The 20,604-nt window shown below is 45.6% G+C and carries 17 protein-coding genes; 5 read left to right on the forward strand and 12 right to left on the reverse strand.

From position 1 onward, the window contains the following. Positions 1–130: 130 nt before the first annotated feature. From J4N44_RS26385 to J4N44_RS26420, 8 genes are all read right to left on the reverse strand, one after another. A complete protein-coding gene (locus tag J4N44_RS26385; RefSeq protein WP_009696617.1) occupies positions 131–1,153 on the reverse strand; it encodes a LacI family DNA-binding transcriptional regulator in 1,023 nt (340 codons plus the stop codon). A gap of 134 nt (positions 1,154–1,287) precedes the next feature. Beyond that, positions 1,288–2,382 carry an ABC transporter ATP-binding protein gene (locus J4N44_RS26390; protein WP_005448999.1) on the reverse strand — a complete coding sequence of 365 codons (1,095 nt, stop codon included), beginning with the start codon at positions 2,380–2,382 and terminating at the stop codon, positions 1,288–1,290. After that, positions 2,382–3,731: a GH1 family beta-glucosidase gene (locus J4N44_RS26395; RefSeq protein WP_252045468.1), complete on the reverse strand. Its 1,350-nt coding sequence runs from the start codon at positions 3,729–3,731 to the stop codon at positions 2,382–2,384. Before J4N44_RS26395 ends, J4N44_RS26390 begins: the two co-directional genes overlap by 1 nt. Positions 3,732–3,754: 23 nt before the next feature. Then, positions 3,755–4,639, reverse strand: coding sequence for a carbohydrate ABC transporter permease (locus J4N44_RS26400; RefSeq protein ID WP_005448996.1), 885 nt, complete (start codon positions 4,637–4,639; stop codon positions 3,755–3,757). Position 4,640: 1 nt separating this feature from the next. Beyond that, positions 4,641–5,630, reverse strand: a complete 990-nt coding sequence (locus J4N44_RS26405) for a carbohydrate ABC transporter permease (RefSeq protein WP_005448995.1) — start codon at positions 5,628–5,630, stop codon at positions 4,641–4,643. A 60-nt stretch (positions 5,631–5,690) separates the two neighbouring features. After that, positions 5,691–6,938 carry an ABC transporter substrate-binding protein gene (locus J4N44_RS26410; protein ID WP_005448993.1) on the reverse strand — a complete coding sequence of 416 codons (1,248 nt, stop codon included), beginning with the start codon at positions 6,936–6,938 and terminating at the stop codon, positions 5,691–5,693. A gap of 22 nt (positions 6,939–6,960) precedes the next feature. After that, positions 6,961–7,965, reverse strand: a complete 1,005-nt coding sequence (locus J4N44_RS26415) for a LacI family DNA-binding transcriptional regulator (protein WP_005448990.1) — start codon at positions 7,963–7,965, stop codon at positions 6,961–6,963. Positions 7,966–8,445: 480 nt separating this feature from the next. Beyond that, positions 8,446–9,771: a carbohydrate porin gene (locus J4N44_RS26420; protein ID WP_005448989.1), complete on the reverse strand. Its 1,326-nt coding sequence runs from the start codon at positions 9,769–9,771 to the stop codon at positions 8,446–8,448. 446 nt (positions 9,772–10,217) lie between these two features. On the opposite strand from J4N44_RS26420, the gene J4N44_RS26425 reads away from it, so the two are divergent. Next, positions 10,218–11,408 carry a GGDEF domain-containing protein gene (locus tag J4N44_RS26425; protein ID WP_045486752.1) on the forward strand — a complete coding sequence of 397 codons (1,191 nt, stop codon included), beginning with the start codon at positions 10,218–10,220 and terminating at the stop codon, positions 11,406–11,408. A 51-nt stretch (positions 11,409–11,459) separates the two neighbouring features. Here J4N44_RS26425 and J4N44_RS26430 read toward each other — a convergent pair whose 3' ends face one another. Together J4N44_RS26430 and ppnP are read right to left on the reverse strand one after the other, a co-directional pair. Beyond that, positions 11,460–11,741 carry a hypothetical protein gene (locus J4N44_RS26430; RefSeq protein ID WP_005448987.1) on the reverse strand — a complete coding sequence of 94 codons (282 nt, stop codon included), beginning with the start codon at positions 11,739–11,741 and terminating at the stop codon, positions 11,460–11,462. 141 nt (positions 11,742–11,882) lie between these two features. Further along, positions 11,883–12,167 carry a pyrimidine/purine nucleoside phosphorylase gene (ppnP, locus tag J4N44_RS26435; protein ID WP_005448986.1) on the reverse strand — a complete coding sequence of 95 codons (285 nt, stop codon included), beginning with the start codon at positions 12,165–12,167 and terminating at the stop codon, positions 11,883–11,885. A 220-nt stretch (positions 12,168–12,387) separates the two neighbouring features. Between ppnP and J4N44_RS26440 the strand changes: the two genes are divergently transcribed. Together J4N44_RS26440 and J4N44_RS26445 are read left to right on the forward strand one after the other, a co-directional pair. Beyond that, entirely contained in the window at positions 12,388–12,891 is a 504-nt protein-coding gene (locus J4N44_RS26440; protein WP_029790555.1) for a DUF2850 domain-containing protein, read from the forward strand. Between the two features lie 348 nt (positions 12,892–13,239). After that, on the forward strand, positions 13,240–15,780 hold the full coding sequence (locus J4N44_RS26445; RefSeq protein ID WP_252045469.1) for a glycosyl hydrolase family 18 protein: 2,541 nt from the start codon (positions 13,240–13,242) through the stop codon (positions 15,778–15,780). A gap of 119 nt (positions 15,781–15,899) precedes the next feature. Here the strand turns inward: J4N44_RS26445 and J4N44_RS26450 are convergent, their stop codons facing one another. Then, on the reverse strand, positions 15,900–16,754 hold the full coding sequence (locus tag J4N44_RS26450; RefSeq protein ID WP_252045470.1) for an alpha/beta fold hydrolase: 855 nt from the start codon (positions 16,752–16,754) through the stop codon (positions 15,900–15,902). 122 nt (positions 16,755–16,876) lie between these two features. Further along, a complete protein-coding gene (locus J4N44_RS26455) occupies positions 16,877–17,467 on the reverse strand; it encodes a TetR/AcrR family transcriptional regulator (RefSeq protein ID WP_005448982.1) in 591 nt (196 codons plus the stop codon). 253 nt (positions 17,468–17,720) lie between these two features. Between J4N44_RS26455 and J4N44_RS26460 the strand changes: the two genes are divergently transcribed. Both J4N44_RS26460 and nhaD read left to right on the forward strand, forming a co-directional pair. Continuing rightward, positions 17,721–18,746, forward strand: a complete 1,026-nt coding sequence (locus tag J4N44_RS26460) for an acyltransferase (RefSeq protein ID WP_085319649.1) — start codon at positions 17,721–17,723, stop codon at positions 18,744–18,746. Between the two features lie 420 nt (positions 18,747–19,166). Continuing rightward, positions 19,167–20,597, forward strand: a complete 1,431-nt coding sequence (gene nhaD / locus J4N44_RS26465) for a sodium:proton antiporter NhaD (protein WP_252045471.1) — start codon at positions 19,167–19,169, stop codon at positions 20,595–20,597. The last annotated feature ends 7 nt before the right edge of the window (positions 20,598–20,604 follow it).

Genomic DNA, 20,604 nt, shown 5'->3' on the forward strand with positions numbered 1-20,604 from the left:
TGGACATTTCGGCAATTGAACACTTAACCACCAAAATGCAGGCGCGAATTCTAGACGGAGTTTGGTCACAAATACAACAAAATTTCGTCGAGTTTCGGAAAATATTTTCTAATGCATTCGACGGATTGCCTTAGCTTGACTGACGAAACTTTGAAGCAGTAGATTGACGAACAATCAACTCAATAGGTGGCAAACGCACCTCGTGTCTCTCACCACTCAATAAATTAAGAATGGACTCTGCACTGAGCGCTCCGACTTCTTCAATCGGCTGGCGCAACGTGGTTAATGCTGGCGTAAAATACTGTGAGGTCGGCAAATCATCAAAACCGATCACGGATACATCTTCTGGTACACGAAAACCATGGTCATGCAGAGCTTTTATTGCTCCATAAGCCGTTTGGTCATTGGCAGCAAACAACGCAGAGAAATGCACTTTGGATTCGATCAACTCAACGGTTTTGGCGTAACCGGACTCACTGCTGAAGTCGCCTTGCTTAACCAATTTTGGTAGCACTTTAATGCCAGCCTCTTGCAGTGCGTTCTTGTAGCCAACAAAGCGAGCAACGGCGTCTGGTTGATTCAAAAGCCCTTTAATATGCGCGATGTTAACATGACCTTGCTGCATCAAATGCAGTGTCGCCATATATCCACCCAATACATTATCTATATTTATGGATCGAACCTTATCGCCAATGACATTGTATCCAACCGCAACAACCGGAATTCGCTCTGCATATTCCAGTATCTGCGCTTCCGTCAAACTGCCCGTTACAATGATGACGCCATCGACATTGCTCTTCGCCAAATACTCCAAAGCATGCGATTCCAATGAACGCTGCCAATGTCCCGTCGCAATCACCAACGAGTACCCCTGAGCATTCAGAACCTTTTCCATATCGTTAAGGATACGACTGGTGTGCGGACTTTCCGGATGTTGGATAAGAACGCCAATCGTCATGGAACGCGTATTGGTGCCTTGTCCCATTTGATAGTTCGGCTTATAGCCCAGTGACTTGATCGCTTTCTCTATGTTTTGGCTTTTATCGTCCGAGACAAAAGTTGTACGGTTGAGGAAACGTGAAACGGTGCTCGGTGATACCCCAGCCAACTTAGCCACATCGTAAATAGATGCTGCTCTTTTTTTCTTTTTCATTGTAAGAATTTTCCCAGCAAGCTAATAACAAAAATATAAGTTGCGCCGGGGAACGCGACAACGTTTGGATATGGGAAATGAGAGCTAGATAATTTGCCAGTACGCAAGCGCGCACTGGCTTTCATATCGAGGGTTTAGAATGTCGCTAGCGAGTTTTCACTCAGTGCATCAAACAGATGAATCGCATCTAAATCCAAGTAGAGAGTTAAACTATCCACATCCACTTCCGCAGCTTGTGTTTCAACCATTAATGGCTGACCAGCAATTTCCGTTTTCAGTAGAATACTTGCACCTAGTAGCTCCTTGTCTTTAATTTTGACAGGGAATGGCAGCACGCGGTCATGATCCACTTGCTCAGCACGTAGATGGATGTCCGTAGGACGTACACCAAAGTGCAGTGCTAAGTTCTTCGATGCGTGTGCTTTGAAACGCTCTGGTAGAGGAATACGAACATCACCCAATTCCACTTCCCAGTTACCGTCTTCACCAATCAGCTTGGCATCCAACATGTTCATGGATGGGTTGCCAATGAATTGCGCCACAAACTTGTTAGCCGGGCGTTGGAACACTTCCGTTGGTGTGCCAACTTGAGCTACATAACCATCTTTCAAGATCACGATACGGTCTGCCAGTGTCATCGCTTCAATTTGATCGTGGGTTACGTAAATCGTGGTGGTTTTTAGCTCACGATGAAGCTGTTTGATCTCTTCACGCATTACACCACGCAACTTGGCATCTAGGTTCGATAATGGCTCATCAAACAAAAACACCTTAGGCGTGCGAACCATGGCACGCCCCATCGCAACACGTTGGCGTTGACCACCAGACAGCTCTTTTGGTTTGCGATCTAACAGTGCGTCCAACTCAAGCATTTTTGCCGCTTTACGCACTTCAACATCGATTTGGTCTTTTGGCATGCCTTTCAGTTTCAGTGCAAAAGCGATGTTCTCGTATACCGTCATATGTGGGTACAGCGCATAGCTTTGAAACACCATCGCAAGGTCACGATCTTTCGCATCGATTTTATTCATCAGCTTATCGCCAACGTAAATCTCACCACCCGTTATGCTTTCCAGCCCAGCAAGCATGCGTAGCGTGGTCGATTTACCGCAGCCCGATGGGCCAAGGAAAACCACAAACTCTCCATCTTGCACCGTGAAGTCGAAGTGTTTCACTACCTCAACATCATCGTAGGATTTCTTGATGTTTTTGAATTCGACTTTTGCCATTACTGGTTCTCCTCTGCTCGATCTAGCAGCATGTTACGGTAAGCAATTGCGCTCGCTTTTAAGGTGCGTTTTTGTGTTTGGTAATCCACGTGAACAATGCCGAAGCGCTGCTTGTAACCGTAAGCCCACTCGAAGTTATCCATTAAGCTCCAAGCGAAGTAACCATTCACATTCACGCCTGCTTTAATCGCAGCATCCAACGCTTCTAGATGCAGTTGGAAGTAACGCACACGTTGCTCATCATTCACTTCACCAGCAATGCAATGGTCATCGCCAGCTGCGCCGTTTTCAGTGATGTAAAGTGGCGGCAAGTTTGGATAACGGTCATTCAGACGCAATAGTAAGTCCGTCAATGCCTGAGGGTGAATTTCCCAGCCAATGAACGTGTGCTCTTGTTCTGGTTGAGGAACGGTTTCAATATCACCATGTTCGTTGTAACGCACCACACAACGGGTATAGAAGTTAATCCCGATAAAGTCCAAATCGGTTTGGATGACGTCGAGGTCACCTTCCAGAATCATCGGTAGATTGTGCGATTGGCGCTCTAAGACCAACTGAGGGTATTCACCCTTCAATACAGGGTCCATAAACCAATGGTAACCTTCCGCATCACTGTACTCTGCCGCACCGATATCCGCCTCGCTGTATGGGTAAGCAGGCGTCGCATTGAACACACAACCGTGCATCGCATTTGGTGCATTCTTACGCATGTGTGGAATCGCAAGACCATGACCCAGCATTAGGTGGTGTGCTGATAAGAAACCTTCGCGTTCACCCTTAAGACCTGGAGCATGTTCACCCCAACGGTAACCTAGGTAGGCTGAACAGAATGGTTCGTTCAGTGTCGCGTAAGAATCAATCTTATCGCCAAAGTAAGCACTAACTACATCCGCATACTCTGCAAACTTGTAAGCCGTTTCTCGATTTAGCCAACCACCTTTGTCTTCTAGGTATTGCGGAAGATCCCAGTGGTAAAGCGTGACGAAAACTTTCAAACCACGAGCGTGACACTCATCGATGATTTGCTCATAGAACTTCAAACCTTCTTCATTCACTTTGCCATCTTCTGGAATGATGCGCGGCCATGCCATGGATAAACGATATGCGCCAACCCCTAAGCCTTGAATCATCTCGATGTCTTGCTTCCACAAATGATAGTGATCACATGCCACGTCACCGTTATCTGCGTTGTCGACTGCACCTGGCTTATTACAAAACGTGTCCCAAATCGAAGGCGTACGACCACCTAACTGGGCACCGCCTTCAATCTGATAAGAAGAGGTTGCGACACCAAATAGGAACTCTGGGCTACGTAATTTTGAATCTTGTGGTAATTGGAATTTATTCATTGTTATAAAACCTTTTGTTTCGCTTAGCCCTTGACGGCACCAGAGGTCAAGCCGCTGATCATCTGTTTAGAGGCAAATAAGTAAGTAATCACTAACGGTAAAATGGAGATGGTTGTTCCGAGCATCACCGCTCCCCACGGCGTATTCGGAATGCCCTGCACGCTTCGCAGTGCCTGCGTAATCACGTAGTTTTCTGGCGTTGTAAGTACCACGAGTGGTTGCATGAACATGTTCCAGAAGAAGACAAACTGCACGATAGCCAAAGTTGCAAGCGCCGGTTTCATCAGTGGCAATACCACACTCCAGTAAGTTCTAAATTCACCCGCACCATCGAGCTTCGCCGCTTCTAACAGCTCTTTTGGAATAGAAGCCACCACGTGCTGGCGCATCAAAAAGATGCCAAATGGTGTCGTTGTGAACGGTAGCCAAACCGCTAAGTGGTTATCGAGTAAGCCGAGAAACTTCACGATCATGAAGTAAGGGATCAAGCTCAATACTGGCGGAATCATCATTGAGCCAACCAACATACCAAATAGCACGTTTTTGCCCTTGAACTTGTACACCGCAAACGCATAGCCGCCCATGCTACAAAACAGCAGTGAAATTGTGGTGCCTAGGAATGCAATGTAGATAGAGTTAAACATCGCCTGCCAAAACGGCATGATTTCCAGTAGTTTTGCGTAGTTGACCGCTAAGCTGTCGCCAATCGCAAAGCTAATCCCAGTGCCAAAGATTTCGGTACGATCACGGGTTGATAGCAGCGCCGACCAAATGAACGGAAATACGGTCATGATGGCAGAAACAATCAGGATTGAGCCGAGCATCACCATCAGTATTTTGGTGAAGATCTCGATACTGCGATCGCTTGGACGCCAACGCTGCGCCGCAGGTAAAGTGTTAGTACTCATCTTATTGCTCCCCTAGACCTTTCTTACCGAAGAAGAAGAATTGAACCGCTGTACAGCCTGCAATCAAGGTAAACAGCAGCCACGAAATCGCTGACGCTGTACCCATCTCTAGCCATTCCCAGCCCACTTTGTAGAGGTACATTGAGATGGTTAAACCAGACTGACCTGTACCACCCGTACCGCGCGTTAGAACGAAGGGTTCTTCGAACAACTGCAAGTTACCGATGATGGTCATGGTGACCGCAAAGAAGATGAATGGACGAATCATTGGTAGTGAAATGCTCCAGAATCGACGCCATGCGTTTGCACCATCCATACGAGCCGCTTCTAGGATGTCTTTAGGAATCGTCATCAAACCAGTGGTGTAAAGCACGATGTTAAAACCGGTGTATTTCCAGAACACCATAATGGCGATAGAAGGCTTCACCATGGTTGCGTCATCTAACCAACGGATTGGCTGGAAGTCGTTCACCCAAGAGAATGCCCAACCAAATAGCGTGCTGTCTGCCAATGCCATTAAGCTTTGGTTGATGATCCCTGAGTTTGGCGAGTACATGTTGAAGAAGATAAGTGACGCAGCCACCGTTGACGTAATGAACGGCAGGAAATAAGCCGACGTCAACCAATGACGAAAACGGTCACCCAAAGACACCAGAATGTACGCCACAGGCAGAGCAACTAAGTGCTGCGCCACACCAGACGTAATGGCTAGCCAAAGGGTGTTCTTCAATGAGCGCCACAGCCACGGGTCAGTCAGAGCAATGTGGTAGTTCTCTAGCCCGACGTAATCCATCGCACCCAAACCTTCGACTGGGTTCCACTCATGGAAAGAAAGAAAAATTGAAAACAGTAACGGGAAGATCCCGAAAACAGAAAAAATAATCAAAAACGGCAATAGGAATCCATACGGTGTAAGCGCTTTCAAACTTAGACGAGAAAAAATGCTCTCACGTTGTGATGTTTCCATAACCTTGCTCGCTGCATGATTCATAGTAACGACCTCTACTCAGGAGGGCGATTCGCCCTCCTTGCTTACCAAATGGCGAAATGCTTACAAATTACGGGTGCGGCGCTTAATCATGCGTTCCGCTTCTTTCAATGCCGTTTCAATGTCTTTGCCTTCATCCAGCACTTCCATCAGTGCGTTTTCTAGGATGATAGAGCGAGCAACGTGGTCGCCTTTTGCTGGTGCCACTGGCTTGATGTTTTGTGCCACCTCAGCAAACAATAAGCGCGCTTGCTGCCCACCAAGGAACTCGACTTTCTCTTCAAACATAGGGTCGTCGTAAGTTGTTGTGTTTGCAGGGAATGCTGCGATAGTTTCGAAGTGTTTAAGCTGAATATCGCGACGAGTTGTCATGTATTCGATCAGCTTCCACGCTTCGTCTTGATGCTTAGATTGGGTTGGAATCGATAGGAATGAGCCACCCCAACTACCGTAAATACCATCAGGAAGGTTAGATACACCCCAGCTACCTGCAGTCTCAGGAGCAATCCAGTTGTTTAGGTGACCAAGTAGCCAAGCCCCCGAAAGCTGAGTAGCAAATGTGCCGTTACGGAAGCCTTCGTACCATTCGTTTGACCACGCAAGAATACGACCATCTAAACCTTTATCACGAATCTCTTTCGCCACTTCAAACGCGTGCACAAAACGCTCAGAGGTCACGACTGGGTTGCCATCTTTATCGAAGTATAGACCTTCACCTTCTGGCACTGTGGTAAAGATAATCGCTTGTGCCACATCCGCAGCAGACGCGATCAGTTGAACGTTTTGCTGCTTCAGCTTTTCACCCGCCGCAATATAAGAGTCCCAATCTTTGATCGCTTCATTGATATCAATGCCCGCTTTTTCAAAAATGTCAGTGCGGTAGTACATCACACCCGGTCCTAAATCGACTGGCATACCATACACATCGCCATCTGCTCCTTTACCCTGCGCCCATGCATAAGGCGCAAAGTTTTCTGCGTATTTGTCTGCACCATAGTTTTCAGACAGATTCACTAAGCCGCCAGACGCCACAAATGGACCGATTTTTTCTACATCAACAACAATCACATCACCTGCGCCAGAACCCGTCGCCAAGTTGGTTGTCAGCTTGGTATGGTGGTCACCGTGGTTATTCATTAGGTAATCCACTTTAATGCCAGTTTCCTTCTCGAAATCCGGTAGCAGCACTTTCAAGCTACTATCAAAATCAGGGAAACCATCGAAGCGAATTTTGGTTTCATCAGCCGCATTTACCGTTGCAGCAACACCCAAAGCAGCGGTCATGGCAAGCGTCAAAGTTTTCAGTTTCATGTTGTTGTCCTTAATTATCGTTTTATAGGGTATGCAGTTCCTTGACTGAACTTCTTGGCACCAAGCTTGGCGACAATTTGAAGTTCACATCTCGTTTATTTTTATTGAGAATTTGAATCACGAGCTGGACAGCTTCAGCGCTCATTTGCTCAATAGGGAAGTTAACTGTGGTTAGGGCTGGCGTGAGGTAACGTGCAAATAAAATGTCATCAAACCCTACCAAAGAGATTTGCTCCGGAACGTTGACACCATTGGCTTTCAGCACTTCGTAAGCACCAAACGCCATATGATCATTACACGCAAATACAGCAGTAAAATGACAATCGCGCTTCAACAGTTTACGCATTGCGCTTTCCCCTGATTCTTCGGTAAAACCGGCCTCGGACACCAACGCTTCGTCATACTCGATTCCCGCTTCTTCAAGAGCCTTGCGGTAACCTTGTAGACGCCCCCGTGCGTCAGATTTGTCCAGAGGACCGGTGATACACGCTATGTTGCGATGCCCCATTCGCAACAAGTATTCGGTCGCCAACTGACCACCAAATTCGTTATCGATCTCAATACAGCATTGCGCCATTTCTGGAATAAAGCGATTCACCAGTACCACTGGAATGCCTTTTTCTTTAAGATCGATTAAGTAATCATCCGTCAGGTTTTGTGCATGCAAAATGATGGCATCTACGCGTCGTCCAAGCAGAAATTCCACTGACTCACGCTGACTTTGCTCAGAGTTTGAACCTGCAGTCACCACCACGTGGTAACCGAAACGGCGCAGACGCTCTTCCATGCTGTGCAAAATGCCAGAGTAAAATGGACCACCAAGCTCTGGCACGATGATGCCAATACTGCCAGTGCGACTAGACGCCAAAGCCTGAGCGATTGAGTTTGGACGATAGCCAAGTTCTTGAATCGCTTTCTCGACTTTCAGCTTCTTATCGTGACTTACACGGCTAGTGCCATTGATCACACGAGAAACCGTTGCCTGAGAAACCCCTGCGTATTCAGATACATCTTTAATCGTCGCCACAAGAAACCTCTTCCACCTGAGCATCAAGATTCAATTTTGCTTCGAGATGCATTTCTCGAAACCGCTTTCATGGCAGCTAGTATTTCTTATCCACTAGGGTGTTATCGTGAGAGAAATCACACCGAAATCCCTTTAGATTCGGGCAATATCGGAAAAAATGAAGCGGTAGGCAGTTTCCTTTCACGCCATGAAACTGTTTCATGAAACGGTCATTTCACGCTCAAATGAGATTCAATAAAGGCATTGATTTCACAACTCTTTAATAAAGATCTCTGCGCAGTTTTTAAAGCATAGAAACAAAAAAAGAGCCGCAAATGCGGCTCAAAATAGGGTCAATAATGGACTGTACGGTGTTCACTGGCTGCAATGAACGCCATGACTAAATAGAGAGAGTTAAGAAATAAATCAGTGGTAGAGACCTAATAAATCTGCCTTCAGTACCTACCACTGTTACATGGACAGTAATTAATTAGACTCGGTTTACCACCAAGCTTCCCACATAGCACCTACGCTAAATGTGTCTTGCTTAGGGTCATTGTTGGTTGCTTTGTTGTCGACCTCACCTGCCGTCGCGTAGAAGCGGAGCATCGGACGAGCGCCAGCGCCCCAATCAAACGAGATATTTTGCGATAGCGTCACTTTCCAGCCTGTGTTGTCATCATCGGCACGTGCGTAATCAACCATTTGGTAACCCGCTTCTAGCCAAGTCGAGTGAACATCATTCCAGAAGTACATAGGACGGACGATAGCACTGTAGTTAGTACGCTCATCTTCAAGCTTGTTTGAACCGTCAATTGAGTAATCGTGGTATGCCAATAGGTATTCAACCGCAGCGTTTTCACCAAGGTTTGCATTACCTTCAAAGCTTGCGTAAATAGTTGTTAAGTCTTCTGTTTTCCAGAATACGCCGTTGTCAGCGTTATCAGAATAACGCAACACTAAACGGTTTGATCCGCTGTCGTGTGCACGAGAAATCACCGCACCCAGCTGGTAAGCATCAATGTGTTCTGAGCTCTCAATTGCTTCTGAATCAAAACCATAGTTCGCGTAAAGCTCTAAATCAGCAAAGCCCATATCAATGCCGTGCAGTTTAGATGTGAATGCATACGCACCGCTATCACCCGTTCCAGAGCCACCAGTACAAGAGATTGAAGGGTTTGATCCCGGAGTGATTTCCGGGTTACAGCTTTCAACCGAAGCAACCACACCAAGGTCAAGTTTGACGGAACCAAGCTCAAGGTTGTTGATACCGCCACCTTGACCATCGTGCATCATCCAAAAGTAATCGTTGATGCCCTGTTGTGGACGCTGATGGAAATCACGACCAGCCCAAATGTAAGCGTTCGGCTGACTCTCTAGTACATTCGTAACGCCTGCATAAGCCTTTTTCAGGTTCACCTCGTCACCCCAGTGATCGAACATCACCACAACATCCCAGATTGCGCCACTGTCATTCTTAAATGCTTTTGCTAACTGGAATTCACCGCCATTGCCTTCGTTACCTAATCGACCAATAGCGGATGAGCCGTTAAAAGAGCCATCAACCATCACGTACTTTTGGTCGCCCCCTTGGTAGTGAGCACCGTAACGAGCATAACCAGAGAACACAACGCCATAAGGAATCTCAATGTCCGGCGTTAATACCGCTGGTTGTTGGTCATCGACATAAGTTGGGTCAATGCGTTTCTCCAGTTCTTGAATACGTTTTTCCAAAGCTTCTACATCAGAATCGGCAGCAAAAGTAGAAAGAGAAGCAAGCGAAGTGGCCACTGCAAGAGTGAGAGGTAAAACCTTTAAGTTTTTCATGTGATTTCCCTAAGTTTTTGTAGGTGTAATTATTTCAATAGGGATCTTAAGGAATGAAACGTTTGAAAAGTCGCTACTGCTTCACATGGCACAAGCACTCGAAATGACATGAAACAACGCATGAAACTAGCGCCGTATTTTGTCAATTAAAATCATAATGTTATTAGCTTCTAATTTGTCATTCATATTTTGAAATCGCTTTCATTTCACAGAAATGTTTAAGAATAATCACGTTAATTTGTTCAAAATAAGCGCAATTCATACTTGGTTTTTTGAAAGCTTTCATAATCCTGAAAACTTTCACAAGTCGTAAATTTCTTACAAATTCAATAACTCACGTCAATGTCAAACATGATTCATATCACAATTAAACGTATTACCATTCCATGTCGCATTAAATTACCACCTAGAATAGGCTGTAAATAATTCAAAAGTAGGGATGCATGATGTCAAAATTGGCCGGAGCGCGCCTAGAGGAAATGGCGGATATCCGATCGACAAGAAAAAAGAAGATCGTATTTCTCTGTTCTAGTATTGCCACTGCATTTTTAGCATATGGCTCTGTGCTGCATTACTTTGAAGGGAATTGGGGAGTCAGTTTTTTTATTGGCCTGTGTGCAACTACATGCTTAACGATCAGTTATCTGATAAGAGTACACGAGCATCATCAATACGCAGATTTACTACTTACCGCAGTATTGATGTTCGATGGTTTACTACTGCTACTCTATAACGACGCGCCATCCGGCAGGTTACTTTGGCTCTACCCTATTGTTGCTGCCATTATTCTGATTAATGATTTTAAAGTGGGTTTATTGTTCAGTGTCAGTTACACGCTCATTATTTTTTTCGGTTTAGCCTTTTTAGATAGCGTCTCAACGGCAAGTGAAATGACTGAGCGCCGCTTTATGTTCACCTTGGTTGCAATTTGTTTTGTGTGCCATACGTTTTCTTATTACTACTCAAAAGTGGTTAATTACATCCAAACCCTCTACCGAGAAGGGATTGAAGAACTCGCTTATCTCGATCAATTGACAGGCTTAGCGAATCGCTGGAGTTTTGAAACTTGGGCTCGCGCCAAGCTAGAGGAGCTAGATCAAACCCATAGTAATACGGTTACCGCATTGGTCTTCCTTGATATTGATAACTTCAAACACATCAATGATAACTATGGTCATGATGTGGGTGACCGCGTACTAAAACACTTCGCGACACGCTTGAAAAACAACATTCGCAACAAAGACCGAAAGACAGACAAACACGATTATTCGATCGCTCGCTTTGCGGGTGATGAGTTTGTACTCATGCTCTACGATGTGCGCTGTAAAAAGGACTTAGACACCATCATGGATCGCATCGTCAATCTATTTAAAACTGGCTATCAATCGGAAGACACGATTAATGAGCTTACAATGAGCATTGGCGTTGCCATCTATCATCAGGATGCGAATGACCTATCTGAGCTGACTCGTTGTGCGGATAAAGCCATGTACGCGGCAAAGCACACGGGTAAAAACCAGTACGCCTATTATGAGCATTGCTCGCATGCAGAAGAGTTACGCCATCAAAGACATTCGCTTGTTGGCGCAATGGGAAGTGAAAATGTGACCTCGTTACAACGCGATGCCAGTTTATAACGACCAATTGCTTAGCATCATGGCAAGTGCAAATGGTCGTTATCACACATGTTAAGCAAACATGTACATCGCCCATAAACCGCCGAGCAAAAACGTAATCAACCAAATCACTTGGCGTGTTTTACTTGGTTTATCCTCTCTAGGACGAATAACGGGTTTCAGTGCCCGTTCCTTAATTTTTCCGACTAGACTGTTTTCAATCGCTCGTTTATAGAAAGCACGACGCTTTTGTGCCGCATTCGCAACTTTCGTGAAACGGTGCCTTTGCTCTGTCGTAAATTCCGTCGCCTCAAAGCGAGGAGGGAGATCAGAATGTTTAGGTTGTACTGCCATCACTTCCTCCTTGTTGATGGTTGCACCTGTATTAAGTATATACAAAGTTATCAGTTTGTTGTTAAAAAACGTTTGTATCTGAACAACATGCATGAAAAAAGCCACCCAAAAGGTGGCTTTTATCTCAATTCTATTTAGTGCTTAGAGGTACTCACATAAATACGCGGTCGCGTCTTTCACTTGCAGTTCGAATGATGAATTACCTTCAACTTCGAAGAATTCACCACTATTGTAGGTGACCCAATCCACTTCACCCGCTTTCTTTACGATCAACGCACCTTTAACAACACTCATACGCTCCGGCGCTTGTGTACCGAACGTGTATTCACCTGGTAGCATCACGCCAACACTGACATCCTGCCCTTGTTGACTAAAACCTAGTGACTTTACGCCACCAGCAAAATAACTGTTTTCCTTAATACTCATTATTGGTTTCCTTATCAAAAATCAGCTCTTTTTTACCCTGTTTCGGTTTACGACTCAAGTCTCTAAATGGGTCTTTGTTGAAAGAGCAAATTCTCAATAACTGTGTTTCGGAATGTAAAAGTGGACATCAGATCATAGTTTCACCGTCTCAAAAGCTAGATTGTTTGTTTTTGTAGCTCAAGCTTCTCACCATAATAAAAAAGGAAGGTAAGTAGGAATCATGACCACCACCGCGCGCAGGAAAAGGAAACAGAAGCCAGAACCGCAACCCTCATTTTGGGCTCGTCATCAGTTCAAAATCATTAAAGGGGGCTTTGCTGTTTTCGGTTGCTCGTTGATTAGTGTGCTTAGTTACCAGTTGTACGCATCTTACTTAGATTACATCGACCCAAACAAAATCTACGGTGAATGGATAGAGATCGGTGCGCCACCTTATCAAACCGAACAGCTTTCTTTTACACCCGAAGGTGTCTTTCGCAACCATCGCCTTATCGCCACTCAATTCGAGTTTGATGGCAAAGTCGTCACACTGAACACCGGGCTTGGCAAAACTGAGTACCAAATCTCAGGGTCTCATCTCTCTCCACAGATACGACGCATTGAGCCTCGACTCCCTGACCAACGCTTTATCCTAAAAGGCTTCGAACACACGGTTCAGGGCTCAGAAACTGGCGCAGCTTCCAAACGCAGAGCAGCGTTGAGCGAACACTTCAGTCGCAAATAACCTCCTTTTCAACGCTACCTATATGTCGTAACTCTTTCTGTTTCATCAGAAAAGTTTAATTTCACTCGCAAAATAACCCCTACGGACTGAGTAAGCGATTAATTAAATACATGCAAAATATTTATAAAATCTTGGCTCAATATTGTATTTTCTATGCAAAACTATGTTTCTTGTAGTGAGTTTTGTGTAACACGGTCGAATCTTGATTTATTTTTTTTTGAAAAAAAATAAGTCTCTGAAATGCTCAAAGGGATGCTTTTGCACAGTGTGTGAATTGATTGTCTTTTCTGTCGCAAGAGCAGCTTATGTTCCTAAACGAGCATGAATTCAAGGATTGAGAGAGAAGTTATGATTCGATTTAACCTATGTGCAGCTGGGGTTGCCCTAGCACTATCTGGCGCTGCAAACGCGGCTCCAACCGCACCAAGTATCGATATGTACGGTTCCAATAACCTTCAATTTTCTAAAATTGAATTGGCAATGGAAACCACATCTGGCTACAACGACATGGTCAAATACCATGAGCTGGCTAAGATCAAAGTGAAATTTAACCAGTGGAGTGGCACATCTGGCGACACTTACAACGTCTACTTTGACGGTGTAAAAGTGGCAACAGGCGCTATCACTGGCAGTCAAACCACGGCTTCATTTGAATATGGTCAAGGCGGCTTGTACCAAATGGAAATCGAAGCGTGTGACGCAACAGGTTGTTCTAAGAGCGCTCCGGTAGAAATTACCATTGCAGATACAGACGGCTCACACTTGAAGCCTCTGACGATGAATGTTGATCCGAACAACAAGAGCTACAACACCGATCCAAGTATCGTGATGGGTACTTATTTTGTTGAATGGGGCATCTACGGTCGTGATTACACTGTCGACAACATGCCAGTTGATAACCTAACTCACATCCTTTACGGCTTTATCCCAATTTGTGGTCCAAACGAATCAGTAAAATCAGTTGGTGGTAACAGCTTTAATGCACTGCAAACGGCATGTCGTGGTGTGAATGATTACGAAGTGGTTATCCATGACCCGTGGGCTGCTTATCAGAAGAGCTTCCCTCAAGCAGGTCATGAATACAGCACGCCAATCAAGGGTAACTACGCAATGCTAATGGCGTTGAAACAACGTAACCCGGATCTAAAAATTATCCCATCTATCGGTGGTTGGACACTTTCTGACCCATTCTACGACTTCGTTGATAAGAAGAATCGTGACACGTTTGTCGCGTCAGTTAAGAAATTCCTGAAAACTTGGAAATTTTACGACGGCGTAGATATTGACTGGGAATTCCCTGGTGGCGGCGGCGCTGCAGCAGATAAGGGTGACCCTGTAAACGATGGTCCTGCATACATTGCATTGATGCGTGAACTACGTGTAATGCTAGATGAACTTGAAGCAGAAACAGGTCGTACTTACGAGCTAACTTCAGCAATCGGTGTTGGTTACGACAAGATTGAAGACGTAGATTACGCAGACGCGGTTCAGTACATGGACTACATCTTTGCGATGACTTACGACTTCTACGGCGGCTGGAACAACGTTCCTGGTCACCAAACTGCTCTTTACTGTGGCTCATTCATGCGTCCTGGTCAGTGTGATGGCAGCGGCGTGGATGAAAACGGCGAACCGTACAAAGGTCCAGCATACACTGCAGATAACGGTATCCAGCTTCTTCTAGCGCAAGGTGTTCCTGCAAATAAACTGGTTCTTGGTACAGCGATGTATGGTCGTGGTTGGGAAGGTGTAACACCTGATACGCTAACAGATCCAAATGACCCAATGACCGGTACTGCAACAGGCAAACTGAAAGGCAGCACAGCTCAAGGTGTTTGGGAAGATGGCGTAATCGACTACAAAGGTATTAAGTCATTTATGCTAGGTGCGAACAACACTGGCATCAACGGCTTTGAATACGGCTATGATGCGCAAGCAGAAGCACCTTGGGTGTGGAACCGTTCGACTGGTGAGCTAATCACATTTGACGATCATCGTTCTGTGTTAGCGAAAGGCAACTACGCAAAATCTCTAGGTCTAGCAGGTCTATTCTCTTGGGAGATTGATGCAGATAACGGCGACATCCTTAATGCCATGCACGAAGGTATGGCTGGCGGCGTCGTTACCCCACCAAACCGTAAACCAACGGCAGCAGCAGGCGCAGACCAAGCAGTAACAGGTCCTGCAAGCGTTGTGCTTGATGGCAGCAACTCAACTGACTCTGACGGTACAATCGCAAGTTACGCTTGGGAGCAAGTATCAGGTACTGCAGTCGTTCTATCTGGCGCGAACACAGCAACAGCAAGCTTTGATGCGGTAGAAGTCGCAGCTGAAGAGCAACTAACGTTTAAGCTGACCGTAACAGATAACGAAGGCGCAACGGCTTCTGATCTTGTTGTGGTCACCGTTAAGCCAGCAGGCGTGATTGATCCACCAAACACAGCGCCAGTTGCACAGGTTTCTGCACCAGCAACGGCAAGCGCAGGTGACGTGGTTGTGATTGATGCTTCAGCTTCTAGCGATGCTGACAACGACACACTAACGTTCGATTGGACGCTACCACAAGGTTTAAATGCTACGGTCAACGGTGCGAAAGTAACGTTCACAGCAGCAGAATACCCACAAGACACAAGCCTAAGCTTCACAGTAAGCGTAAGTGATGGTCAAGCAGCATCAACTGCAAGTGCAACCGTTGTTGTAGCGAAGCACAGCACAGGCGGTGGTACTTGTACTAACGCATGGGATGCAACGGCAGTTTACACTGGTGGTGATCAAGTGACTTACGCAGGTAAAACTTGGGAAGCGAAATGGTGGACTCAAGGTCAAGATCCTAGCAAGTCTGGCGAATGGGGTGTTTGGAAAGAAGTTGGTCCAGCTAACTGTAACTAAACACTGCTAAGGTGTTGTTATTCAGCACCTACCGCTATCAAAATTGTAAAATAGAAAAGGACAGCATCAGCTGTCCTTTTGTTATTCTAGATTTTGATTCACAAGCGCCATCGCTACGATCAACGAACGTCAACTAAACGGTCAAAACTCTGGAATACCTCATCACACTTCATGACGCGACCATGACCCTGCCCTTGCGTCGTCACCAATTCGACTCGCTCAATCTCATTAGCAGCTTTCGCAGATACACCGTGTTTGGTGAATTTGTCTTGTTCATCATGAACAATGATAGTTTTTGCTTTTCGCTCAGCGAGACGCTTTTCAGGGTCAATGGATTGCAATGGGTAACCAAACTGATCTTCCACTTCCGAAACCACGGCTTTGAATAGCTTCATTGAATAACCCGAACGCGCAATACTGCCAAACAAGTTTTCTACGTAGTTAAGCACAGGCGCAATCAACAGCAATGGCTTGTTTTCTAATTTGCTGTGACGACATTCTAACGCCGACGCAGTACCCATACTGTGCCCCACCAAACCTGCAACATCATCAACAGAATCCAACACGTCCTCTAGACCACGAACAAACCCCGGGATATGCCCATACTGACCATCACTTTCACCATGAGCAGGGTGATCGTAAGCCAAAGCGGTGTAACCCGATGCGGCGATGTGCTCCATCAACGGATAGAACTGACTTGCTGTCCCCGACCAACCGTGAGTCAGCACCCATACCGGACCATTACCAAGCTGATAAGTTTTGATTGCACCAGCATGACCTTGTACTTCACTTTTAATCAGCCCCTGTGGCTCTGCATTTTTAGGCTGAGTACGTGCTGGGGTGAGCAACAGCTTACGCGCGGTCTTTTTTGCATGTGACGGTGCCAACGTATGGTGCAAACGCGTACTGATGTTGACCAAGCTACGCTTAACACTGAAGCGCTGCGAAGTATTGAAGTAGATTTTCTCACTCATGATCTTTTCCTTAACTATCAGCTTTGCACAAAATAGAACGGTCGTGCTTTTTATACTGATAAGAAAGAGCGCTCTATGTCGCTCTTCATTATGAATCTCGTACTATGCCCGTTACCGCGGGGCTAGCGCTTCCATCGAATAAATAAATTATCGATGCCTTGCCAAAACAATCTCTGGCTCTCTTCTTGCCCTTTAATCGAATAAAACACGTGCGCACTTAAATATTGCCCGTATAAATCAAAGGTCGCTTGTCGCGTATCTAAATCGGCGACAAACTCTTGGTTCTCTTTGCCTTTCTTGATTTGAATTTCGAGATAATTCAGCCAAGTATCAATCGATTTACGTAATGCAGCTTGCAACGCACAGCCTTCTTCTGCGGTGTCGTTCCAAGCATCAAGGAACATACAGCTACCTTGAAAAGAGTGATTCCACGTCATCCAAGTGTCCAACAGACCGCGTACTTTACGTTCGATATTGCTGTCACCCAACTCACGCGCAGGCGCAATAACCCGCTCTGCGAATACTTGATTGGCAAACTCCAACACCGATAGTTGAAGGTTCAACTTGGAATTGAAGTGAGCAAACAAGCCACTTTTCGACATACCACACTGCTTCGCCAACTCACCTATAGTGAGACTTTCCAACCCGTTTTCACTCGCCAGTTGGAATGCACGCTGCAATATCAGCTCTTTGGTTACTTTTCCTTTTTTCATAAATACATTTTTAGCACGGTCGTACTTTTTTACAATCTAAAGTTTACTGGCCAAACCAATGTATACCCTCTGACACACTCACGATCGCAATACATTGAGCAACTCAATGAATACGAATTTTCGAAATTTGAGATGGGTCTGAATTTCACAAACTGGTTACTATCAATTGCACATGAGTTGATTTTTTACCGCGATGAGCAAGCTATTAGCTGTTAATTTCTCAGCGATTTTTCACTTTTTTAGGTAAGTATTTATGGCAACCACAAAGAAAATTGCCAGTTTAGAGTTCGCCCGCATCATCGCAATGTTCGCGATCGTTGGGCTTCACTGTCAAATGGCACTCACGTACTGGCAATGGGATGAGGTACCTTGGGTTGGGTATATGCTTAACCAATTGGCTCGCTTTGCTGTACCACTGTTTTTCCTCATCTCCGGTTATCTAATCCAGCCTAAACTCAGCGCAAATCCCGTTGAAACACTGAAAAACTACGCTAAGCCCTTGCTTAAGATATGGCTGGTTTGGAGTGCGATTTGTCTGTTAATGCCGTTCCGTTGGCAAGTGGTTGCGGAGGCAGGCTATCTCGCTGAGCGACAAGGCTATTTGGGCTACCTGATGTCGAACCCAATTAACTCGCTGTTAGAAGGCGGCTTAGTTCATTTGTGGTTCATTCCTGCACTTGTGATTGCCGTCGCTATCATTGCATTGCTGGTTCGCGTTGGCATGGCGCAGTTGCTGCTCCCGACGGCAATATTGTTGTACGTCTATGGGGTACTCGCAGGCAGTTACATCACACTGACTGAGCTACCAGCGCCCTTCTTTACTCGCAATGGTCCGTTCTTCAGCACATTGTTGGTTGTGCTTGGTTACTTAGCGAGACAACACCAGTGGCAATGGTCTCGTAATAACACCATTCGCTTGATTTTGGTTGGTATGGCACTGCACTTTGCCGAAGCCTATTATTTGATGAACGACGAGATCGCCTTTAATTCACACGACTTCTTATTTGGCACTGTGATCTGGTCTTTAGGCGTATTCATGTGGCTTCTTGCCCATCCAAACTTTGGCAATATGCCATGGGTGTTTAAGTGGTCACCGAGCATTTTAGGTATCTACGTGAGTCATTTGCTGGTAATCATCATCATGATGAACGTGGCAGGTATATTAGGGCTAGAAAACTTAGCTAAGGACGCCTTTATTTACCCAGCAACCATTGTGGTAACCCTGTTGCTTGTAAAAGGCATTGAAGCTACGCCGCTGAAAAAACTATTACTGCGCTAAATCCATTCAGCATTATGTATGGTCTGCACTACCACTTTTTGGCTAGTGCAGACTTTATAAAAATGAGAGCTCTCTCTCACTCGCCAAAATTATCATATCTAATACTTTGTAATTTGCTTTCACTCACAAAAAACATTGTTCATTTACTTTAGATTTATCCGACATCAACAAAATGCTCATTAAACGGAGGCGGTATGTGGGCAGATCAGGGACTCGTTCCTTTTTTAGAAATTAGCCATTGGTTAACCTATGGTTTATACGCTGCAGTAATCCTATTTGGCGCGGCGAGCATTGCGTCACTCAGAAAGTAGTGGCGCAAGCTGCATCAATTCAAAACTCCTACCGTTAATTCGAGCTTACTCACACTTAACCTATTAATATGTGGCTAAAATTTCTCCAGTCAGACAAGGAGAAATGTCTATGCCAATCTACCCAATTGTCGCGTTTTGCTGTTTGATATTTTCTAGCTCCACGTTTGCAGCTGCGACCAGTGAACTTAACCTCGTCAATTCCACCGTCGGCTATGCCGCACTGATTTTCTTCACCATTGCCTACATTCTGGTAATGCTGGAAGAATACCTACAAATGCGAAAATCCAAGCCTGTACTGCTCGCCGCGGGATTAATCTGGATTTTAATTGGCTATACCTTTGCCCAACACAACCAAGCTGACGTTGCTAAAGCCGCACTGGAACACAACCTTTTGGAATACGCTGAACTTTTATTGTTCCTATTAGTGGCGATGACCTACATCAATGCGATGGAAGAACGCAGACTGTTTGATGCACTGCAAGCGTGGATGGTTGGCAAAGGTTTTGATTTCAAAAAGTTATTTTGGCTCACAGGTAGTCTTGCATTTGTGATTTCTCCTATTGCCGATAACTTGACCACAGCGCTATTAATGTGTGCAGTAGTGATGAAAGTTTCTGGCGACAACCCAAGATTTGTCAATCTTGCCTGTATTAACATCGTCATTGCCGCAAACGCTGGCGGTGCATTCAGCCCATTTGGCGATATTACGACTCTGATGGTTTGGCAGGCAGGACACGTCAGCTTTGCTGAGTTCATGCCGTTGTTTGTACCTTCTCTAATCAACTACGTCATACCTGCATTCATCATGTCGTTGTTTGTACCAAACACAAAGCCAGATACGGTTCATGAGCACATCGAACTGAAACGTGGTGCAAGACGTATCGTTGCCTTGTTTATCCTGACCATTGCAACAGCGGTTTCCTTCCACGCCGTTTTACACTTCCCTCCAGTGGTCGGCATGATGATGGGCCTCGCTTATCTGCAATTTTTTGGCTACTTCCTGCGAAAAACACTCAAACATTCTCTTGCCAAAAAAGCCGCAATGGCGATTGCCAACGGGGATGACTACGCGCTGAAACGTCTGGGTTCTGTTGTACCATTTGATGTCTTCCACCGTGTGTCTCGCGCCGAGTGGGACACCTTATTGTTCTTCTACGGCGTAGTGATGTGTGTTGGCGGTTTGAGTTTGCTTGGCTATCTCGAACTGGTTTCCAACGTGATGTACACCGAGTGGAATCCAATTTGGGCGAACGTCATGGTGGGGATACTTTCTGCCATCGTCGATAACATTCCAGTGATGTTTGCTGTGTTAACGATGGACCCAAGCATGTCGATGGGTAACTGGTTGTTGGTGACACTAACAGCAGGTGTTGGCGGTAGCTTACTGTCGATTGGTTCTGCTGCTGGCGTGGCTCTCATGGGCGCTGCGAGGGGGCAATATACTTTCTTTGGTCATCTCAAATGGGCACCGGTGATTGCTCTTGGGTACGCAGCGAGTATTGCCGCGCACCTTTGGATGAATGGCAGCTTGTTCACTTAAACTGCCT

This window comes from Vibrio sp. SCSIO 43155 (genome assembly GCF_023716605.1).
GTDB classification, from domain to species: Bacteria; Pseudomonadota; Gammaproteobacteria; order Enterobacterales; family Vibrionaceae; genus Vibrio; species Vibrio harveyi.